Raw genomic sequence first — 20,827 nt, forward strand, 5'->3', positions numbered from 1 at the left:
AAATTTTAAAATTAGAAATTAAGGTTTAAACCAAAAACCAATTGTCTGCTTCTCGGGTATGCTGAATAATCAACTCCCGGTGTTAGTGGTGTTTTTCTTTTTGTTGACACCTCAGGATCTGGACCAGAATAATTTGTAATTATAAAAACATTTGTTGCTGTAAAATAAAATCTTAATTTACTCACTCCAAGTTTAGATGTGAACGATTCTGGAGTGCTGTATCCTAAAGTCAGCGTATTCAATCTAAAGAAAGAACCATCTTCTACCGCCCAATCCGTAAACATAAATTTCTGCATATAAGGAGACCACATTGTTGTATTAGCATTAAGCGCTTCTAATTGTGCAGGATCTGTAACCAATTGTCCTGAAGCAGGATCTAAGTTTGTCCATCTTACACCATCAGCCATTTCAGTGCTTAAGTTTTTATATTGCCCGTTTCTGTTTGATGTAGAAAACTCAGCTTTATTAGCGTTATAAATATCATTTCCAATTGTCCAGTTGAAAGCAGCAGTAAGATCAAAACCATAAGCATTTGCATTAATAACTAAACCTCCTGTACTTTTTGGATTAGAATTACCAATAATAGTTTGATCTGATGCTGTAACTTTATTATCAGCAGAACCATCAGTATTTTTTAACTTCATCATTCCTGGTTGTAAAGCGCCAAGAACACTAGTTGCATCAGCAACACCTGATTTTAAAGTGTATTTTCCTCCAACATAATCAAAATCTGAAACTTCGTAACGTCCAGCACTTTGATAACCATACATTAATCCCATTGGCGAACCTACATTTACAGCATAATCATTACCTATATCTGTTGATGCCCAGTTAGTATTTACTCCAAAATTATCCATTACTCCAAGAGAGTTAATTCTATTTTTGTTAACCCCAACGTTTACAGAAAAGTTTAAGCCATAATTTTTCTTTTCAATTGCTATAAAGTTCACTGTAGCTTCAAAACCTGTATTTTGTGTTTCACCCATATTTCTGTACTGCGTTTTATAGCCTGTACCTCCTACTGGAAACTCAATTAATAGATCTTTAGTTACATTTTTATACACATCGAAAGTACCGTTTAGGCGATTCTTGAAAAATCCAAAATCAAGACCAATATTTTGTGTAACAGTAGTTTCCCATTTCAAATCTGGATTTGCCAAAACACTTGATGGCGCCCAATAGCTATCAAAACCATTTATATAAGAGTTTGTGTTAGATTGATAACTTTGAACTGTTTGCCCTACAGGAATATTGTTATTTCCTGCTTCACCATAACTCAGTCTTAATTTAAGAAGACTTAACCAAGAAGCATTTTTTAAGAAATCTTCTTCAGAAATTTTCCAAGCTGCTGCTGCTGCTGGGAAATAACCCCAACGGTTGCTGTTTAAAAATCGGCTAGAACCATCTGCACGGAAAGAAGCAGTCAATAAATAACGATCTTTATAATCATAATTTAAACGTCCAAAAAATGAAAGTAACTTATCATCAGGGCTATAAAAATTATCAACTGAAAAAGGAGTTCCTTGAGTTGTTAATTTTTTTGCTTGATCTAAATTAAAGAATTTAGGATAGTTTAAAATTGTTGTAGTTACAGTATTTGAAGTAGTAGTAATCATTTCTTCTCCTAAAAGCGCTGTCAAATGGTGGTTTGCTCCTAAGATATTTTTAAAATCATAGTTTAGTGTATTCGCATTTCTAAAACGAACATCTTTACGATCGCTCATCACCATTCCTGGTTTTCCTGCCCCAACTTTAGCAGTACTTGAAAAATAAGTCGAAGAGCCGTAAAAACGATAATCTGTATTATTAAAATTGTCTAATCCTAAATCACTTTGAAATTTTAGGTTTTGAGCAAGCTTCCAACCAAAGCTTCCTAATAAATTATAGTTTTTTCTAAATTGTTGACGGTTATTATCTGAGATCGCTAAAAATGGATTCACTAAATAACTGTTAACACTTTGATCATCATTATCTGTTGTTAATCCCGGCATTGGAATTGGTGAATACCCAACACTATGACGCAAACGGCTGTCAAGAGATGAAACTTCATTTTGTTCATTAGCTCCTCCTCCATTTATTTTTGTATCAGAATAACGTACTGTAAAACCAAGATCGATTTTATCACTTGCTTTGTTCTTTAATGCAAGTGATAAGTTGTTTCTTTTATAATCAGAACCAACCATAATGGCTTTCTCATCGTAATACGCATAGTTAAAATTATAACTCAATTTTTCAGTACCTCCGCGAATTCCTAAATCACGACTATTTACTTCACCGCGACGACCATAAATTTGCTTTTGCCAGTCTGTTCCTTTTACACCGTTATATAAATCACGATCCTCCCAGTTTCCAAAATACTTAGTGTAAGATGTTGGATTACTTAAAATAGTTTTATCTTTTTGCTCAAGTAAAGCATATTCATACTGCCATTTCACAAAATCTTCTGTAGGCAGAACATCAATGTCGTTAGCCATTGTTTTCATACCATAAAACATATTATAGCTTACTGCCATTTTTCCGTCTTTACCAGTTTTAGTAGTTACGATAATAACACCATTTGCTCCTCTTGATCCATAAATTGCTGTAGAAGAAGCGTCTTTCAATACCGTCATCGACTCAACATTTGAAGCCGCAATATCACTCATACTATTTACAGGAAAACCGTCAACAATTATTAAAGGCGAAGCATCTTGTGTTAAAGATCCGCCACCACGCACTCTAATTTTAATATCTGCATCTGGAGAACCTTCAGTTGAAACAACCTGAACCCCTGCAATTCGTCCTGTTAAAGCTTCTGCAATATTAGAAACGGGTACTTTTTTCAATTCATTTCCTGAAATTGAAGCAACTGCACCTGTTAAATCAGATTTTTTTGCAGTACCATAACCTATCACAACAACTTCATTTAAATTATTAGCATCTTCAACTAACGATACATCTACCTTAGTCTTACCTCCTGCCGAAACTTCTTTAGTTACAAATCCTATGAAAGAAAAAGTCAAAACTGCTTTCGGATTTGTTAATTTAATCTTGTAGTGTCCATCAAAATCTGTCGAAGTTCCATTCTTTGTCCCTTTTTCAAGAACATTAACTCCCGGCAGAGAAAGTCCTGCCGCATCCTTAACAGTTCCTTCTAATGTCACAGTCTGAGCATGCGCTCGATTGCCCATCAGTAAGCACAATAAGAAAACAACAGCAAAGCAACGATTTGTTCCTTTGTTTAATAAATCATTAAAATTCATGGTTGATTGTTTAAGTTATTAATTGTTTTAAAAGTGGTTTTTTGTGGTTTCTTTTTAATTTACAATTACAGCTTTTGCAAACGTTTTTCTTTTTCTTTCAATAAAATAAAAGGTTTTATCTGTTTTATTACTATTAAAATCTAAAGTTTTTTTAACAGCTTGAAAAAATTGTAATCGATTGCACAAACATAGATATTTTTTTTATACAAAAAATTAAAATTCATAAAAATTTCATAATAAAAATTATATAAGCAAAATAAAATCGACTTTTTCTACAATATGTGTAATTTAATTGATGTATAAATATTAAATATATTATTATAATTTTAAAATTCCTTGCGATTTTCCAAAAAAAACAATCGATTACATGTTTACAATTTAAGATATTTTTAAGTGTGTTTTTAACATTTAAAAAACAGAAAGCACAAAACCGAACTTTATATCGCTCTTCTTTTTTTACAAAGTTTTTCTTTACAAAAAGACAGCAGTAAAATACTCGAGATAAACTTTTAAAACATTAAACACTTTTCGACCTCAACACAAATAACATAAAGCCATAAAAAAACCCTTAGAAAATATCTAAGGGCTTAAATAGAATTAAAAAACAGGAAATAATTAGATCCTTTGAAGTCTCAAGTTGTTCCTATGTGCTCTTATTAAAGTAATCGTTATAAGCATTCCTATAACAGACATTGCCACTCCTATTAAATTTGGCGAAGCATAACTATAACCAGCTGTTAAAGGCAGTCCGCCTAAAAACGCTCCTAAAGCATTCCCGATATTAAAACTTCCCTGAAGCGCAGCAGAAGCAATCATCTCAGCACCTTTGGCAGTTCGTATCATAAGCATTTGAATTGGCGCTATTACCGAAAAAGAAATACATCCAGTTAAAAATGTCAAAAACAACGACACATATTGATTTGAAGAGAAAAAGTAAACCAAAATCAAATCGATTGACATAATAAACAGTAAAGCCAATGTGGTTGGCGCGGGTGAAAATTTATCAGCCAGTTTACCGCCTGCAAAATTTCCAACTACCATTCCAAGTCCAGCCAAAATTAAAATAGACGAAACATCACCTTCAGAGAATTTAGAAACATTAATCAACAAGGGAGCGATGTAACTAATCCAAGCAAACAATCCTCCAAAACCAATTGCTGTAATTCCAATAATCAGCCAAGCTTCAGTTTTCTTGAAAAATTCCAATTGTTTTTTCATATTAACCGTCTCTCCTTTTTCTAAACTCGGCATCCAGAAATAAATCAATAGAAAAGTGAGTAGTCCAACAATTGCAATTAATACAAAAGTATAACGCCATAAAAAGTGATGTCCTATATAAGTTCCTATTGGAACTCCAATTAAATTAGCCAAGGTTAAACCCGAAAACATAATAGCAATTGCTTGAGCTTCTTTTCCTTTATCAGCCAAACGACTTGCTACTACAGCACCTACACCAAAAAAGGCACCGTGCGGTAAACCAGACAAAAATCGCGAAGCAAACAAAAAGTTATAGGTTGGAGCAATAATTGACAAGGCATTAAAAACAGTTAACATTAATGCTAAAATTAAGAGCATTTTTTTGGGCGGAAAGTTTCTTCCAAGGATTACTAGTAAAGGTGCTCCAATAACAACACCAAGTGCATATGCCGAAATAAGATATCCAGCAACTGGAATCGACACTTTCATATTTGAAGCAATATCTGGAAGCAGACCCATCATTACAAATTCTGTAATACCAATAGTTAAGCCTCCAAATGAGAGCGCAATAAGACTTTTTTTCATTTGTTTTTATAAGAAAGGAATAGATTTTCTATACTGCAAATTTAACACTATACGTCTGAATGAAAATTGTACATTTGTGATATAAACTTGTAAATTTAAGTTATGCCAAAATTAAATCAATTCAAAACTTTGGTTATTGATGAATTTGAAGATGACAAATTTCACCTGCCTCCGCACACACATACCTATTACGAAATCATTTACATTAAAAAAGGAAACGGAGTTCATCATTTGAACAACAACTTACTTCCCTATAAATCAGGTGATTTATTTGTAATTTCGCCAGAAGACAAGCATTACTTTGACATAAAAAAAACAACTCGATTTGTATATATCAAGTTTACTGATAACTATTTTAACTCTAATAAAAATCTTTTTTGTGATGATTTACTTCTACATACGCCAGAAGATTTTATGCGGGATAAACTTTTAAAAGAAACTGTTTTAAAACTAGACGATCCTTGTAAAACGATTCTAAAAAATACAGTCGAAAACATTACGGCTTACAACTGCAAAATAGATGTTACTACTTCGCCTATTGTCTTTTATCAAATTCTTTCCATATTTGGTTTGATTAAAGAAACAATCAGGGGAATGAACTTGCAAATGAAATCGGCTCATATCGACAATGAACAAATTGCAACTTATATACATCAAAATATTTACCAGCCAAAACTTGTTCAAATTAAAGTCATAGCAGATCACTTTAACATAGCGCAAACCTATTTCAGCGCCTATTTTAAAAGAACTTTTTCTATCAGTTACAGAGATTATATTCATAATCTGAGAACTACTTTAATAGAAAAAAGAATTCACAACAATCAATTACCAATTAAACAAATTGCGTACGAATTCGGTTTTACAGATGAAAGTCATTTATCTAATTATTTCAAAAAGAGAAAAAACATGAATCCCACAGATTTTAAAAAAACGTAACATTCAAAATCTTAAATATATAGGTGCTCTTAAAAAATTTCTTTAAATTTGTACTTCTAAAACAGTTGTAATTGACGAAAAAAATCCACATATTATATCTATTCGTAACTCTCGGTATCTTTTTGATATCAGCTGAGAGTTATGCTTGTGGACGCTCTTCTGAAAAAACTTCACATGAAAAAAGCACTTCTTCAAAAAAGGAAAACCTTGATACTTGCAAGAAAGAGTGCTGTAAAAAAGATCAAAGTCCTAAAAAAGATCAACATGGCTGTAACGGAAAATGTGATCACTCTGGATGCACACCAACTGCTTTATCGTTTAGTTTGATCGCTTTGAATGAATTTGAATTTGATACTAATTTGTTTAATTTCTCTACCGAGAAATCAATCTCGTTTCACAAAACCGCTGCTATTTCAGATGGTTTTACTTCTATTTGGCTCCTGCCCAAAATAAATTAATTGTATTTGCGACAGCCATAATTGGGTCTAAACCAACCTCCAATCTATGGTTTTTCATATAAAAGACGCAAATAACTTAATATCGAGACTTAAAAAAACATAGTAAACTTGAAAAGGAAAATTAAAATCCTTTTTATCAAATTTAGAAAAAATGAAAAATTTCACATCTACAATAGCACTAGCAATCGCATTATTATTTTCTATAAATTTTGCGCAAGCCAATACAATCGCAACAGAACCAACTGCAACAGAAATTGCTGATTCAAATCAATTACAATCTGTTTATGACGCTTATTTTGCAGTAAAAGACGCTTTAATAAAAAGTGATGCCAAATTAACTTCGGCGAAAGCTAAAGATTTATTAGTCGCCATTACAGAAGTTAAAATGGACAAACTGAAAAATGACGAACATAATGTTTGGATGAAAGCGGTAAAAAAAATGACTGCTGATGCAAAAAGCATTTCTACAACCAGCGATCTTAAAAAACAACGTGAAACTTTTAAATCGCTTACTAAAAGTACTTATGATTTAATCAAAGTTTCAAAATCTAATGAAGTTGTTTACAAACAACATTGCCCAATGGCTGATGCTGATTGGTTAAGCAAAGAAAAAGCGGTTAAAAATCCATATTATGGCTCTTCAATGCTAACTTGCGGAAACGTAGTAGAAACTATCAAATAAATATGACGCTCTACATCAAAAACATGGTGTGCGCTCGTTGTAATATGGTTGTGAAGTCTGAGCTTGAAAAACTTGGACTTCAAACTATTTCTGTAGAATTAGGCGAAGTCAAATTACAAGACGTCATTACTGAAAATCAAAAAGAAATTTTACTTAAGAATCTTCAATCCTTAGGTTTCGATTTAATCGATGATAAAAAAAGTAAAACGATAGAGAAGATTAAGAATCTTATTATTGATTTAGTTCATCGTAAAAATGTAGAACTCAAAACTAATTTATCTGATTATTTAGCGGAGAATCTAAATCAGGATTATAATTCATTGAGCAATTTATTTTCAGAAATTGAAAACACCACGATTGAAAAATATTTTATCTGTCAAAAAATAGAAAAGGTAAAGGAGTTATTGATTTACAATGAACTTTCGCTGAGCGAAATTGCTGATATGCTAAACTACAGTAATGTGGCGCATTTAAGTAATCAGTTCAAGAAAGTAACAAGCTACACACCTACCAATTTTAAACAATTGAAAGATAAAAAACGCATTCATATTGAGAATTTGTAATTTTTTTTTCTAACCGCAAGAGAACGCAAAGTTTTACGCAAGGTTCGCAAATAAATTAGTAAAAATTAAACAGCGACAACCCGAGCGATAGCGAAAAGGCAAAGCTAAAAAATCTTAGCGCCCTTTGCGTAAAACTTTGCGTTCTCTTGCGGTAAAAAACCCTTTCCTATAATATTACAAATCATTCTCAAAATTATACAATCCGAAATAAACCTTACTTCGGACATTTGCATTGTAATAACTAAAAAAGATAAAACAATGACTCATCAATCTATAACTTCAAGAATGTCATGCAATGATTATTGTAAAAAGTCGGAAAACCTAAAACATTATTGAAGAAATTCAGACTGCTTTAGCAATGAGTTTAAGTTCGGTTTCTGCAATGGTAAAACATTTACAATTGCGAAATCTTAATCTTTAAAAAATCAATATGAAACTATACACTATTATAATTACTTTTTTGATCGCCTTTAGTGCCCAAGCACAAAAAGTAGTTCGATACGATTTACACGTTCGCGACACGATCGTAAATTTCTCGGGAAAGGAAAAACGTGCACTTACTGTAAATGGAAAAATCCCAATGCCGACTTTGACTTTTACAGAAGGTGATATTGCCGAAATTTATGTGCATAACGATTTAAAAAAAGAAAATACAGCAATGCACTGGCACGGTTTGTTTTTGCCAAATAAAGAAGACGGTGTTCCTTATTTAACACAAATGCCCATAAAACCGGGAACAACTCACAAATATACTTTTCCTATAATCCAGAACGGAACTTACTGGTATCACAGTCATTCAGGTTTACAGGAACAAATAGGTCTATACGGGCTTTTTATTATCAACAAAAAGAAAGACGATCCTGCTTTTAGAAAAGGTATTGATGATTTGCCTACTATTCCAGTAATTTTAAGTGAATGGACTGATTTGAAACCTGAGAATGTGCAACGAATGCTGCACAATGCCAATGATTGGTTTGCGATAAAAAAAGGAACCACACAAAGTTATGCCGAGGCGATTCAAAAAGGAAAATTTTCGACAAAAGTCACCAACGAATGGAAACGCATGAATGCCATGGATGTGAGTGATGTTTATTATGAAAAGTTTTTAATTAACGGAAAAAATGAAGATCAGCTTTCGCAATTTAAAGCAGGCGATAAAGTGAGACTGCGAATTGCAAACGGAGGCGCTTCAAGTTATTTCTGGCTGACGTATGGCGGCGGAAAAATAACCGTTGTAGCCAGCGATGGTAACGATGTTGAACCTGTAGAAGTCGATCGATTGATTATTGCTGTTTCTGAAACTTATGACGTAGTTGTAACAATTCCCGAAAACAACAAATCTTTTGCTTTTTTGGCTACAGCCGAAGACAGAACTGGATCAGCTTCTTTATTTTTAGGTGAAGGAACTAAACAGCCTGTTTCTCATCTTCCGAAATTGAAATATTTTGAGGGTATGCAAATGATGAATGACATGATGAAAATGAACGGCGAAATGAATGATATGGGTATGAAAATGTCTCTCAACAAAATGGACATGAATGCTGTGATGTATCCTGAAATTTCTGGAGAAGAGGAATCAATGAAAAAAGTAGATCATTCGAAACATAATATGGGTGACATGAAAATGCCAAGTGATACGACTGAAACGGCTGAGATCACAACGCTAAATTATGGAATGCTAAAATCGCCAACGATAACAACGTTACCAAAAGACGCGCCTGTAAAAGAATTACGCTTTGAATTATCTGGGAACATGAATCGCTATGTTTGGAGTTTAGACAATAAAGTAATCTCTGAAACAGATAAAATCTTGATTAAAAAAGGCGAAAATGTACGTATTGTATTGTACAACGGATCAATGATGCGACACCCAATGCACTTACACGGACATGATTTTAGGATTTTGAATGAACACGGCGATTATTCTCCGCTGAAAAATGTTATCGACATTATGCCAATGGAAACAGACACAATCGAATTTCAGGCAAACGCTGATGGCGATTGGTTTTTTCATTGTCATATTTTATATCATATGATGGCAGGAATGGGACGTATTTTTACTTATGAAAATTCAGCGCCAAATCCGTTAATTCACGATCCAAAAATGGCAGACAAAATGCTAAAAATGGATGATCGTATGTTTCATTTTATGGCCGAAAATGATTTTGCTTCAAATGGAAATGATGGAGAAGCAATGCTTGGCAACACTCGCTGGAGTATTGGAACGGAATGGAGATTGGGTTATAATGACAAACATGGTTATGAAACCGAAACACACATTGGCCGATACATTGGAAAAATGCAATGGTTTATGCCTTTTATAGGTTTTGACTGGCGATACCGAAAAATGGGAATGGATGAGCAGGAACAAAATATGTTTGGTCAAAAGAACACCAAAGACAATCGTTCGGTTTTTAGTGCTGGTATCGAATATACTTTACCAATGCTGGTAAAAGCACAAGTTGAGGTTTACACTGATGGTAATGTGAGAATACAATTTGAACGAAAAGATATTCCGCTTTCAAGACGCTTGCGAATGAATCTAATGTGGAATACAGACAAGGAATATATGGCTGGTTTAAAATATGTAGCGGGCAGAAACTTTGGAATCACAACGCATTATGACAGCGATATGGGAGTTGGCTTTGGATTAAGTTTGAATTATTAACACTAATTTTAATGCTTTTTTTCTCTCATTAACTTATTGTTGACAATTTCCAAGACTAAATCGTATTATATTTGACTTAACATTTTTCAATCAAAAAAAGAATATTACCTAACAATTAAATTACTCAAAAAATGAAAAAACTATTTACCGTTTTAGCAATCGCCTTATTTACAATTGGTGCACAGGCACAAGACACAAAACCAGCTCCGAAAAAAGAAAAAGCTAAAAAAGAATCTTGTTCTAAAAAAACAGATGATAAAAAAGACAAAAAATGCTGCTCTAAAAAATAATTGCAACATTTATTAAAAGCAAAAGGCCTCAAATATTTGAGGCTTTTTTTTATATTTTTTTTCGCCGCGAATTTCACGAATTGACACTAATTTAAAGTACGCTTAAATTGGCACAAATTAATTCGTGCTAATTCGTGAAATTCGCGGCGAGAAAACTCGCAACCAACTTTGATAAAGAAATCCTTTTAATCTGTAGCAAAAAACTTCAAAAACTATTTCACCGTTGCCACATTTCCTGTTCGTGTGAGAACTCCCCAACTTTGACTTTCGCCTTTTATCGCTCTTCGTAATGCTTTAAATAAAATTACATACATCAATTGCCTGTACACAAATCGCTGTGGAATTAACCATATTAATTTGGTTAGTTTTTCTTTCTCAAAAATAAAAGCTATTACACTAACCAGCATATCAACTAACATAAATGCTATGTAGTAAATTAGTATTTTATGAAGACTGTCCGGATCATTATAATTCCAAAACAAACTTAAAATAAGAACTAAATCTGCCAAAGGTGCAAAAATAGGCAGCACAATTTGAAAAAGCAGAATGTTGGGCAAAGCAACCATTCCTAAACCTTTATATCTTGGATTAAAACACGCATCTCTATTTTTCCAAAAAGCCTGCATAATACCATAACTCCAGCGGAAACGCTGTTTCATAAACTCCTTCAAACTTTCAGGAGCTTCTGTTACTGCTACTGCTTCAATACAATTTATAATATGGTAGTCGTTTCTTAAAATACGAATCGTTAAATCGCAGTCTTCTGCAAGAGTATCAGTTGTAAATCCTCCTGCTTTTTCTATCGCTTCTTTTTTAAACGCACCAATTGCTCCGGGAACAACCGTAATTCCGTTGATTAAATCAAAAGCCCTTCTATCAAAATTTTGCGCCGTTGTATATTCAATACTCTGCCATTTCGTAAGCATTGTATTTTCATTTCCCACTTTTACATTTCCTGCAATAGCGCCAATTTCTTCATTGTTTTTTAACTGAATTCTAAATCCTTTCATTAATTGCGAAACAGCATCCGTTTTTAGTTGTGTATCAGCATCAATACAAATTACATAATCATTTTGGGTCAACGCAATTCCGTAATTTAATGCCGATGCTTTTCCTCCATTAGGTTTCGTATGTACTTTTACTTTCGGATTATTAGCAAAAGCTTCATTGATCATTGCAAAAGTTTTGTCTTTAGAACCATCATCAACAAAAACAATATCAAAGAAAGGATAATCCTGACCCAATAAATTTTCGATTGTTTTTACAGCATTTATTTCTTCATTATAGGCAGGAACAATAATACTTACTTTTGGAAGCTCACCTTCGAAGTCTTTATAAACTGGCGGATATTTGTGGTCCTTCCATTTTTTTATAAAAGCCATTACAGCCATTAACGCAATTCTTAAGAACCCAAGAAAAATGGCAACCCAAAATGTCGCTGTAATAAAATGTCCAAACCAATATCCAAAATCGAAAATAAAATTATCCAATGAGATAAACGGCCCCTTTGCTTCCGGCATAATCTCCTCTTTAGTTTTACCCAGCAAATGAGAAACGGTTGTAAACTGAATATTTCTATCTTTAAAATATTTAATGATTCTTGGTAAAGCTTCAACAGTAGCTTCTCTGTTTCCGCCTGCATCATGAAGCAAAATAATTCCTTTATCAGGATTTGCCTCATATTGCGATATTGTTCTCTTATAAATAGAATCGGCACTTACGCCTTTTTCCCAATCGTTAGGATCTATACTTTCGCCAACTGTATAATAATTTTGGGCTTTACTTAAAGCAATTGGTTTGAGTTCAGCTTCTGTGGTTGGCTCAGCATCTGCATTATAAGGCGCTCTAAAAAGAACCGTACTTCTTCCGGTAACTGCTTCGATTAATAATCGTGTTGTTTCCATTTCTTTAGCAGCTCTTTCCGGACTTACCAAAGCAATATTGGGATGAGTAAAAGTATGATTCCCTATTTCGTGACCCTCTTTGTAAATTCTTTGCAGTAACGGAATATTGTTTTCGCCTTGAATACCAATGACAAAAAAAACAGCTGGTACTTTTTCTCTCTTTAAAATATCTAGAATCTCTGGCGTATAAATAGGATCAGGTCCGTCATCAAAAGTTAAAATAACTTGTTTGTTTACATTTCCAAATTTGCTGATTACGTATTTTGTTGGTAATTCTACATATCTCTGTTCTGTAATGATTGTTTCCTCTCTATTGATTTCCAATTCAATTTTTCCAGGTGCAGGATCAGCAATAACATTTAGTATTTCTCCATCTCCAATATAGGCAGGACTTTCTATTCGTGTATTGACACGTTTCATCATTTTAAAATCAAAAGGCTTTTTCTTGAGACTTTCGTTCGTTAAACTTCGCTGGTAGTAAGTCCACAAACGTTGATCTTCACTTCCTAAACGCCATAAAGCAGTTCCTGCTAAGCCATATTCATCACTAAACCTGACTGTGTTAAAATTGGTTGCCGCATCTTCAAAATCTACTTCATGTTTTTTCCCATTGCTGTCTGTATACTTAAAAGAGTTATTGTAGCTGTTATTATCAAACTTTATTGTCGCATTATATTGTTTCGCAACAGCAATTGCTTGATCGTAGGTAATGGTTTCGCCTTCCTGTTTTTCCTGCCAATCGTAACCATATCCAGCAAAACAGAGAATGATTTTGTCAGACGGAATTTCTTTGGCTGTCTTATCTACTATTCTTTCTATCCATTTTTGACTGCTTATTTCTCCAGGAATACTGCCGGCATAATGCTCATCATAAGCCATAAGAAACATATAATCATTGTATTTTGACAATGCTTTTATATTAAAATCCTCATCGTTTGCCATAATATCCTGTGTAACTAAATATCCCAACGGATGCAATTTTTCATATAATGATTTTTGAAAAGCAATTATGGGTTCGTCGCTATTCTCTTTAAACTCCTCAAAATCGATATTTATTCCTTGCAAATCATATTTTTTCAAGGTCTTTACGATGTCATTAATAAGTCTTTCCTTTTTGTTTCTATCATGAAGAATACGATGAATAAGATCCCCGTCAAATTCGCCTTCACCTAAAGATTCATTTATATTATTAATTATAGGAAGAATTTTAACTTTCCCCTTTTTCATTACTTTTAGTGCTGCTGTATCGATTTCTGTTCGCAGTAAATCTGTTTTAGGATCAATAAAAAACCATTCAGGAATTACCATATTGAGTTTGTCAATATTTTTTTGGAGTGAAAATAAACTTTGCGGATCCCAGTCTACATAAAAAGCCGCCCTGACTTCTGAAGCTGTTTTTGCAACAGCAGGCTGTTTTTTTAGTTTATCAATTTTGCTTTTTGCTCTTAAGAAATAATCAAAACCTTTAAACTTTTTAAGTTCTTTATCACTTAGACTTTTGGGTGTAACAGGATTCTCCAAACTATGACCTGCGCGGCTGCTATTGGCTAAAAGCGGCAATGGCGGTTTTAATCCTCTTTTTAACGTGATAAAAAAGATGGGAACCATTAAAATAAGAATAAACAAAATAAGCCGACTTGACCATTGAAAAGTTTTCCAGCGTTTTTGAGTAACAGTCTGAAATACTTGTTTTTTACCATCCATATACTTTTCTTTTTAAGTAAATGCTATTAAAAAAATCTGAAATTTTTAAAACTTTCAACAACATTAATAAAAATCTACTCCTTCTTATTAAAGAAGTATTTATCTTACAAATGTAATTTTTTAAATTGTAAAATTAGTATTACTAAATGAAGATCGAATTAATAATCTAACTTTATAAACAGCCGAAATCTCAAATAAAATTACAAAAGAAAAGCTCACAAATACATACTAAACAAATAAAAATCAATTATTTACAAAATAAAAAGCAAAAAAAAGACCTGTTTAGAACAGGTCATATAATATATTGTATTGCTATTTTATTTAAGTCGAACACTCCATTCAAAATCCATTTCCGAAACCTGAACTCCATCTTCGTTTGTTCCAATAGATTTCATCCAGAACGTTTGACCGTCGCCTGTTGCAATAGTTCTTTGAATTGCATCGGCAATTAAGTGCCCGTCATTACAAACAAAAGTAATTCGGCCCGTTGCTTTTTTGGTGAAATTTCCTTTATTATTAGCAACAAGCATTGATATTTTTTTACCGCTTTCTTGTATCTGCGAAATAACCAAAGCTCCTGTAGTTAATTCGGCTGCCATTGCTTGAACCGCAAAATACATTGAATTGAAAGGATTCTGATTTATCCAACGGTGTTTAACACTTACTATACACCTGTCCTTGTCGATTGCCTTTACACGTACTCCGCAAATGAATGCAGATGGCAATTTGAATAATACAAATTTGTTGAGTTTGGAAACTGATACAGCCATAGAATTTAATTTTTTTTGTAAAAATACAAAAAAACTATGCGCGCACAATAAATTGCTTTTACTTTCCTAAATCAGCAGTAAATTCAGTACTTCCGAATGGTTTTCAGCCTTTTATAGTCAATTTCAAAATTCAAAACATGTTAAAATTTTGTTAATATTTGGTACTGTGCAAAACAAGATACTGTCTTTTAGCCATATATTTGTATAAGAAATTACTATATACTTTTAATCATGGAAACAACAACACCACTCATCATGGAAACAACATCAGAAAAGAACACTGCAACGTTCACACATTTAAGTACGTTAACTCAGTACATTATTCCGTTTGGAAATTACATTTTTCCAATATTAATCTGGACGAGTTACAAAGACAAATCAGAATTTGTAAATCACCACGGAAAACAGACATTGAATTTTCAATTGAGTTTATTGCTTTATACTTTAGTTTTAGCTTTAATTGCAATTCCAATTTTCTTTGCCGTTTTTCTACAGAACATTCCGATGCAAGCAGTTTTTAATGACGAAAATTTTGTCATCAGAAATTTCAACTTTGAAGGAAACATTGGATTAATAAGTGTGGGTTTAACAGCAGTTTTACTTTTTGGAGTTTTAAAATTTGTTGAATTCTTTTTAGTGATTTACGCTTCGATAAAAGCTTCAAACGGAGAATTATATAAATATCCGCTAACGATTCCTTTTATAAAGTAATCAACAAATTAAAAGTTATAGTCGAAACTTTACAAGCAATCAACAAGAATCGTTTCGAATTCAATCATCAATCATCATCAATCATCATCAATCATCATCAATCAAAAAACGAATTGTTCAATCTAAAAAAAACAAAATGAAATTATGAACATTGAAAACACAAAAGCACAGATGCGCAAAGGTGTTCTTGAGTTTTGCATCTTATCAGTATTAAAAGAAAAAGACGCATATACATCTGAAATATTAGACACTTTAAAAAACGCAAAATTACTAGTTGTTGAAGGAACTGTATATCCACTTTTAACTAGGCTGAAAAATGACGGTTTACTAAATTATCGCTGGGAAGAATCGACCTCAGGGCCACCTCGAAAATATTATGGATTAACCGAGATAGGACAAACATTTTTAAACGAACTTAGCGGCACCTGGACAGAATTATCTGATGCTGTAAATCTAATCACCAATCAAAATCAATAAGTCATGAACAAAACAGTAAATATTAACTTAGGCGGTATGTTTTTTCACATCGATGAAGATGCATATTTAAAATTGACACGCTATTTTGACGCTATAAAAAGATCTCTTAATAACTCGTCTGGTCAAGATGAAATAATTAAAGACATCGAAATGCGCGTTTCTGAATTATTAACAGAAAAACAAAAAAGCGAAAAACATGTTGTAGGACTAAAAGATGTTGACGAAGTGATTACGGTAATGGGACAACCTGAGGACTACATCATTGAAGACGAAGAAAAATCATCTCAATCTTTTAATAATTACGGTGCAAGAAAACACAAAAAATTATACCGTGATAAAGAAAAAGGTATGATTGGCGGTGTAGCAACTGGATTAGGACATTATTTTGGAATTGATGCTGTATGGATCAAAATCGTATTCTTAGTATTTGTTTTTGCAGGTTTTGGAACAGGAATTCTAGCGTACTTCGTACTTTGGATTGTAACTCCTGAAGCGGTAACAACTTCAGAAAAACTGGAGATGACTGGTGAGCCGGTAACCATTTCAAACATCGAAAAAAAAGTACGTGAAGAAATTGATTCATTATCTGATAAATTTAAAAATGCAGATTATGACAAAATGGGAAACCAAGTAAAGTCGGGAGCTGAGAGAATAAGTAGTTCATTTGGAGACTTTATCATGACCATCTTTAAAATCTTTGCTAAATTTTTAGGCGTAATTTTAATCATGTCTGGAATTAGTGTTTTGATCATGTTATTGATTGGAGTTTTTACTTTAGGAACTAATGTTTTTGTTGACTTTCCTTGGCAAAACTTCGTTGACGCAGGAAACTTTACAGATTATCCTATATGGTCGTTTGGTTTATTAATGTTCTTTGCAGTTGGGATTCCGTTTTTCTTTTTGACTTTATTAGGTTTCAAACTATTGTCTCCAAGTTTAAAATCAATCGGAAACATCACAAAATACACTTTGCTGGCGATTTGGATTATTGCTGTTGCAATCGCAATCAGCATTGGAATTAAACAAGCTACTGAAATTTCATACGACAATAAAACTGTAGAGAAAAAAGCACTTAACATTAGTACAAAAGATACTTTGTTTGTAAAATTCAGATACAACGATTATTATGCAAAAGATCTGAATCACCGCAGCGAATTTGAATTTGTGCAAGATTCAGCAAACAATCAATTAATCTATTCTAATGATGTTCGTTTACATGTTTTACATACTGATGAAGCTGCTCCTTATATTCAAATAGAAAAAAGCGCAAGAGGTAACTCATTTATTGCAGCAAAACAAAGAGCAGAAAAAATTGATTATAAATTTCAGGTTAAAGGAAATTCTTTAATTTTGGACAACTATTTTCTTACAGATGTAAAGAACAAATTTAGAGGTCAAGAAGTTGACGTATACTTATACTTACCAGAAGGGCAGTTATTTAAACCAGACGCATCTGTACAAGATTACGATGATTCTGATGATGATTTTTTCAATCTGCATTTTAGCGGAAACTACAACTACAAAGTTGAGGGATCAAAAATTAAATGTTTAAACTGCCCAGCTGATGAAAATGAATACGATGATGTAGAGCAAATAGATGAAATTGATAATGACACCGTAAAAGAGGTTTCTATTAAAATAAATGGAAAAGAAGTTCTTAACGGAAAAAAAACTAACGGAAAGCTAACCACTGATAAAAACGGAGTTGTAATTAAAATTAACTAAGCCATGATCAAAATAATCATTCATATTACAAAATTTATTGTTGCGACTATCACCGCATTATTATTTGCCTCTTGTAATTTTAACATGAATACAATTGAAGGAAGCGGACACGTAACCACTGAGAAAAGAATTGTTCAAGGAGATTTTCAGAACGTAAAAGTCAGCAATGCTATTGACTTAGTAATCGAACAATCTGACGCTACCGAAATTGTAGTAGAAGCCGATGATAATTTACAGAAAGAAATCATCACAAAGGTTGAGAACGGAACTTTAGTTATTCACTGCAAATTCAATTCGTTCCGAAACATCACTATGAAAAAGGTCATTGTAAAAATGCCTGTTATTAATAAATTGGAGGCATCAAGCGCATCATCGATACAAGGAAAAAACATCATTCAGGGAGAAAACATAGAACTTGAAACTTCAAGCGCTGCAAATATGAATCTTAACATTGAATCTGACAATATCATTGTAAACGCAAGCAGCGGAAGCGATGTTAAGATAGAAGGAAAAGCATTGCGAGTTCAAACAAAAGCTTCGAGCGGTTCAAGCATTGACGCAAAGAAATTATTAGCAAACGAGGTTCAAGCAAAAGCCTCAAGCGGCGGAAGCATAACTGCACACCCAATCGTGAGTTTAAAAGCAGACGCATCGAGCGGAGGTGATATTGATTATGACATTGCTCCTAAAACAATCGAAAAAAATGTAAGCTCAGGCGGAAGTGTAAGCCAGCGCTAAGCTGCCCTTAACTGTTAAATATAAAAGAAATCATTCATCAAAAGTGGATGATTTTTTTATATTTGCTAAAATCAAATCTAGAATTAATGAAAAAAAATACTGCACTGCTGCTATTGCTTTTAGTTACAACATTAACTTTTGCTCAAAAAAAAGAAAAAATAAAAGGTTCTAAAATTGTTACTACATCAATTAAAGAAGTAGGAAGTTTTGATGCCATCGAAGTAGAGGACAATATCGAAGTTTACCTTGAAAAAGGAGAAAAAAACGAAATTAAAATTGAAGCTGATGATAATATTCATGATATTATTGGAACAGATTTAAAGGAAAAAACACTGCGTTTATTCACTACAAAAGAAAGTACTATTTTTAAAAAACTTGCTGTACATGTTATATACACAAACTCCCTGACAAAAGTCAGCGTTAAAAATGACGCAATTGTATATGCAATTCAAGAAGTTCAATTAGATGATATTACTTTTAAGAGCATAGATTTTTCAAAATTATTCCTGAATGTAAACTCAAAGAAATTCAATTTAATTGCGGATGACAGATCAAAAACAGAACTAAACTTAAAATCAGATGAAGCCAGTTTACAATTGAGCAAATATGCCTCAATAAAAACTTTAGTTTCTGCTATGAAATTTAAATGCGATTTGTATCAAAAAGCCAATGCTGCAATTGAAGGAATTGCCGAAAAAGCAACGATTCGTTTAGACAACAATTCTGTATTTACAGGAACAAAATTTACCTTGAAAGAAGCAAATGTTACAACTGAAGGCTCTGCCATTGCTTCTATTTTAGCAGAAACGGCGATCGCAATAGCAGCTGGAGACAAATCGGAAATTTCATTGTTGGGTGATCCAAAAATAGAACTTACACGCTTTAGTGAAGAAGCAAAACTGATTAAAAAACCAGGAGCGCCAAAACCAAAAGCAACAACATTGTAAATAGCTTTCTAAACCACTAAAATTTAGAAGAAACCAATAAAGCAAAAAAGTCCCATTCAATCAAGAATGGGACTTTTTTCATATTTGCATTTTTCACATTCAAAGAACATGAAAAATAATCCTTTTAGTTTATTCCTTTGAAGCCAAATATCTTTCAGCGTCAAGTGCAGCCATACAACCCGTACCAGCAGCAGTAATTGCTTGACGATACACATGGTCTGCAGCATCTCCAGCAACAAAAACACCTTCAACATTTGTTTTAGATGTTCCCGGAGTATTTACAATATAACCTGTTTCGTCAAGAGTAATATAATCTGCAAAAATATCTGTGTTTGGTTTATGACCAATTGCTACGAAAAATCCAGTTGCAGGAATATCAAAAACTTCACCAGTTGTTTTATTTTTAGCTTTTATAGCATGAACAACATTTTCATCTCCTAAAACTTCAACCGTATCGTGGTTCATTAAAATCTCGATATTTTCAGTTTTACGAACACGCTCTTCCATAATTTTTGAAGCTCTAAATTTTTCACTTCTTACTAACATGGTAACTTTTTTACAAAGCTTAGATAAATAATGTGCTTCTTCGCAAGCAGAATCTCCTGCTCCAACAATCACAACTTCTTGATTACGGTAGAAAAATCCGTCGCAGACAGCACAAGCAGAAACTCCGCCGCCCATTTGTAAATAATGCTGTTCTGAAGGCAATCCTAAATATTTAGCAGATGCACCAGTAGAAATAATTACTGTTTCACAGTGTAATTCTATTGTATCATTAATCCAAACTTTATGAATATCGCCTGAAAAATCAACTTTTGTAGCCCATCCATCACGGATATCAGCACCAAAACGTTTTGATTGTTCTTGTAATTGAATCATCATTTCCGGCCCCGTAACACCATCAACATAACCTGGGAAATTTTCAACTTCATTAGTCGTAGTCAACTGACCTCCAGGCTGCATTCCTTGATATAATACTGGATTCATGTTTGCTCTGGCCGCATAAATTGCTGCAGTATAACCTGCAGGACCAGAACCTATAATAAGGCATTTAATTTTTTCGATTGTATCTGACATAACGTATAGTATTTTTTGTGATGCAAATGTAAACTTTATTATAAAAAATAACACCCAAAATAAATCCGAAATAACTATCCCAAAATAAGTTTTATTTATTTTTCATTTTTCCTTTTGTAAACAAAATTTATTACTATATTTGCATCCGCTTAC

The 20,827-nt window shown here is 32.9% G+C and carries 16 protein-coding genes; 11 read left to right on the plus strand and 5 right to left on the minus strand.

Features of this window, described 5'->3' with window-relative positions; genetic code table 11:
* Positions 1-11: 11 nt before the first annotated feature.
* Both ACHRV0_RS19005 and ACHRV0_RS19010 read right to left on the minus strand, forming a co-directional pair.
* Complete coding sequence (locus tag ACHRV0_RS19005; RefSeq protein WP_395442086.1) at positions 12-3,242, minus strand: SusC/RagA family TonB-linked outer membrane protein; 3,231 nt, start codon at positions 3,240-3,242, stop codon at positions 12-14.
* Positions 3,243-3,857: 615 nt separating this feature from the next.
* Positions 3,858-5,024, minus strand: a complete 1,167-nt coding sequence (locus tag ACHRV0_RS19010; RefSeq protein WP_395442088.1) for an MFS transporter — start codon at positions 5,022-5,024, stop codon at positions 3,858-3,860.
* 102 nt (positions 5,025-5,126) lie between these two features.
* On the opposite strand from ACHRV0_RS19010, the gene ACHRV0_RS19015 reads away from it, so the two are divergent.
* From ACHRV0_RS19015 to ACHRV0_RS19040, 6 genes are all read left to right on the plus strand, one after another.
* Positions 5,127-5,960, plus strand: a complete 834-nt coding sequence (locus ACHRV0_RS19015) for an AraC family transcriptional regulator (protein ID WP_089054110.1) — start codon at positions 5,127-5,129, stop codon at positions 5,958-5,960.
* A gap of 71 nt (positions 5,961-6,031) precedes the next feature.
* Entirely contained in the window at positions 6,032-6,418 is a 387-nt protein-coding gene (locus tag ACHRV0_RS19020; RefSeq protein ID WP_395442089.1) for a hypothetical protein, read from the plus strand.
* Between the two features lie 151 nt (positions 6,419-6,569).
* Positions 6,570-7,100 (plus strand): DUF3347 domain-containing protein, encoded by a 531-nt coding sequence (locus tag ACHRV0_RS19025; protein WP_395442090.1) that lies wholly within the window; start codon positions 6,570-6,572, stop codon positions 7,098-7,100.
* A gap of 2 nt (positions 7,101-7,102) precedes the next feature.
* Positions 7,103-7,663: a helix-turn-helix domain-containing protein gene (locus tag ACHRV0_RS19030; RefSeq protein WP_395442091.1), complete on the plus strand. Its 561-nt coding sequence runs from the start codon at positions 7,103-7,105 to the stop codon at positions 7,661-7,663.
* 430 nt (positions 7,664-8,093) lie between these two features.
* Complete coding sequence (locus ACHRV0_RS19035) at positions 8,094-10,331, plus strand: multicopper oxidase family protein (RefSeq protein WP_395442092.1); 2,238 nt, start codon at positions 8,094-8,096, stop codon at positions 10,329-10,331.
* 131 nt (positions 10,332-10,462) lie between these two features.
* Positions 10,463-10,621 carry a hypothetical protein gene (locus ACHRV0_RS19040; RefSeq protein WP_165765113.1) on the plus strand — a complete coding sequence of 53 codons (159 nt, stop codon included), beginning with the start codon at positions 10,463-10,465 and terminating at the stop codon, positions 10,619-10,621.
* 212 nt (positions 10,622-10,833) lie between these two features.
* On the opposite strand, the gene ACHRV0_RS19045 is transcribed toward ACHRV0_RS19040, so the two are convergent.
* Positions 10,834-14,229: a polysaccharide deacetylase family protein gene (locus tag ACHRV0_RS19045; RefSeq protein WP_395442093.1), complete on the minus strand. Its 3,396-nt coding sequence runs from the start codon at positions 14,227-14,229 to the stop codon at positions 10,834-10,836.
* Positions 14,230-14,546: 317 nt separating this feature from the next.
* Positions 14,547-14,999: a DUF4442 domain-containing protein gene (locus ACHRV0_RS19050; protein ID WP_129024411.1), complete on the minus strand. Its 453-nt coding sequence runs from the start codon at positions 14,997-14,999 to the stop codon at positions 14,547-14,549.
* Positions 15,000-15,230: 231 nt separating this feature from the next.
* Between ACHRV0_RS19050 and ACHRV0_RS19055 the strand changes: the two genes are divergently transcribed.
* The 5 genes from ACHRV0_RS19055 (at position 15,231) to ACHRV0_RS19075 (ending at position 19,597) form a co-directional block, all read left to right on the plus strand.
* Complete coding sequence (locus ACHRV0_RS19055; protein ID WP_129024412.1) at positions 15,231-15,710, plus strand: DUF4870 domain-containing protein; 480 nt, start codon at positions 15,231-15,233, stop codon at positions 15,708-15,710.
* 144 nt (positions 15,711-15,854) lie between these two features.
* Complete coding sequence (locus tag ACHRV0_RS19060) at positions 15,855-16,187, plus strand: PadR family transcriptional regulator (protein ID WP_008464689.1); 333 nt, start codon at positions 15,855-15,857, stop codon at positions 16,185-16,187.
* A gap of 3 nt (positions 16,188-16,190) precedes the next feature.
* Positions 16,191-17,912 (plus strand): PspC domain-containing protein, encoded by a 1,722-nt coding sequence (locus ACHRV0_RS19065; protein ID WP_129024413.1) that lies wholly within the window; start codon positions 16,191-16,193, stop codon positions 17,910-17,912.
* A 3-nt stretch (positions 17,913-17,915) separates the two neighbouring features.
* On the plus strand, positions 17,916-18,650 hold the full coding sequence (locus ACHRV0_RS19070) for a head GIN domain-containing protein (RefSeq protein WP_395442094.1): 735 nt from the start codon (positions 17,916-17,918) through the stop codon (positions 18,648-18,650).
* An 86-nt stretch (positions 18,651-18,736) separates the two neighbouring features.
* Entirely contained in the window at positions 18,737-19,597 is an 861-nt protein-coding gene (locus ACHRV0_RS19075) for a GIN domain-containing protein (RefSeq protein WP_395442095.1), read from the plus strand.
* Positions 19,598-19,726: 129 nt separating this feature from the next.
* Here ACHRV0_RS19075 and trxB read toward each other — a convergent pair whose 3' ends face one another.
* Positions 19,727-20,674 (minus strand): thioredoxin-disulfide reductase, encoded by a 948-nt coding sequence (gene trxB, locus ACHRV0_RS19080; RefSeq protein WP_089054099.1) that lies wholly within the window; start codon positions 20,672-20,674, stop codon positions 19,727-19,729.
* Between the last annotated feature and the right edge of the window lie 153 nt (positions 20,675-20,827).

The organism is Flavobacterium sp. FlaQc-30 (genome assembly GCF_044005885.1).
GTDB lineage: Bacteria > Bacteroidota > Bacteroidia > Flavobacteriales > Flavobacteriaceae > Flavobacterium.

What these genes read in the sequence shown, in the direction of transcription:
- ACHRV0_RS19040 (WP_165765113.1), top strand. Translation starts at nt 10,463, where the DNA reads ATGAAAAAACTATTTACCGTTTTAGCAATCGCCTTATTTACAATTGGT.
- ACHRV0_RS19045 (WP_395442093.1), bottom strand. Translation starts at nt 14,229, where the DNA reads ATGGATGGTAAAAAACAAGTATTTCAGACTGTTACTCAAAAACGCTGG.
- ACHRV0_RS19070 (WP_395442094.1), top strand. Translation starts at nt 17,916, where the DNA reads ATGATCAAAATAATCATTCATATTACAAAATTTATTGTTGCGACTATC.
- ACHRV0_RS19015 (WP_089054110.1), top strand. Translation starts at nt 5,127, where the DNA reads ATGCCAAAATTAAATCAATTCAAAACTTTGGTTATTGATGAATTTGAA.
- trxB (WP_089054099.1), bottom strand. Translation starts at nt 20,674, where the DNA reads ATGTCAGATACAATCGAAAAAATTAAATGCCTTATTATAGGTTCTGGT.
- ACHRV0_RS19050 (WP_129024411.1), bottom strand. Translation starts at nt 14,999, where the DNA reads ATGGCTGTATCAGTTTCCAAACTCAACAAATTTGTATTATTCAAATTG.
- ACHRV0_RS19060 (WP_008464689.1), top strand. Translation starts at nt 15,855, where the DNA reads ATGAACATTGAAAACACAAAAGCACAGATGCGCAAAGGTGTTCTTGAG.
- ACHRV0_RS19010 (WP_395442088.1), bottom strand. Translation starts at nt 5,024, where the DNA reads ATGAAAAAAAGTCTTATTGCGCTCTCATTTGGAGGCTTAACTATTGGT.
- ACHRV0_RS19005 (WP_395442086.1), bottom strand. Translation starts at nt 3,242, where the DNA reads ATGAATTTTAATGATTTATTAAACAAAGGAACAAATCGTTGCTTTGCT.
- ACHRV0_RS19025 (WP_395442090.1), top strand. Translation starts at nt 6,570, where the DNA reads ATGAAAAATTTCACATCTACAATAGCACTAGCAATCGCATTATTATTT.
- ACHRV0_RS19065 (WP_129024413.1), top strand. Translation starts at nt 16,191, where the DNA reads ATGAACAAAACAGTAAATATTAACTTAGGCGGTATGTTTTTTCACATC.
- ACHRV0_RS19075 (WP_395442095.1), top strand. Translation starts at nt 18,737, where the DNA reads ATGAAAAAAAATACTGCACTGCTGCTATTGCTTTTAGTTACAACATTA.
- ACHRV0_RS19035 (WP_395442092.1), top strand. Translation starts at nt 8,094, where the DNA reads ATGAAACTATACACTATTATAATTACTTTTTTGATCGCCTTTAGTGCC.
- ACHRV0_RS19055 (WP_129024412.1), top strand. Translation starts at nt 15,231, where the DNA reads ATGGAAACAACAACACCACTCATCATGGAAACAACATCAGAAAAGAAC.
- ACHRV0_RS19030 (WP_395442091.1), top strand. Translation starts at nt 7,103, where the DNA reads ATGACGCTCTACATCAAAAACATGGTGTGCGCTCGTTGTAATATGGTT.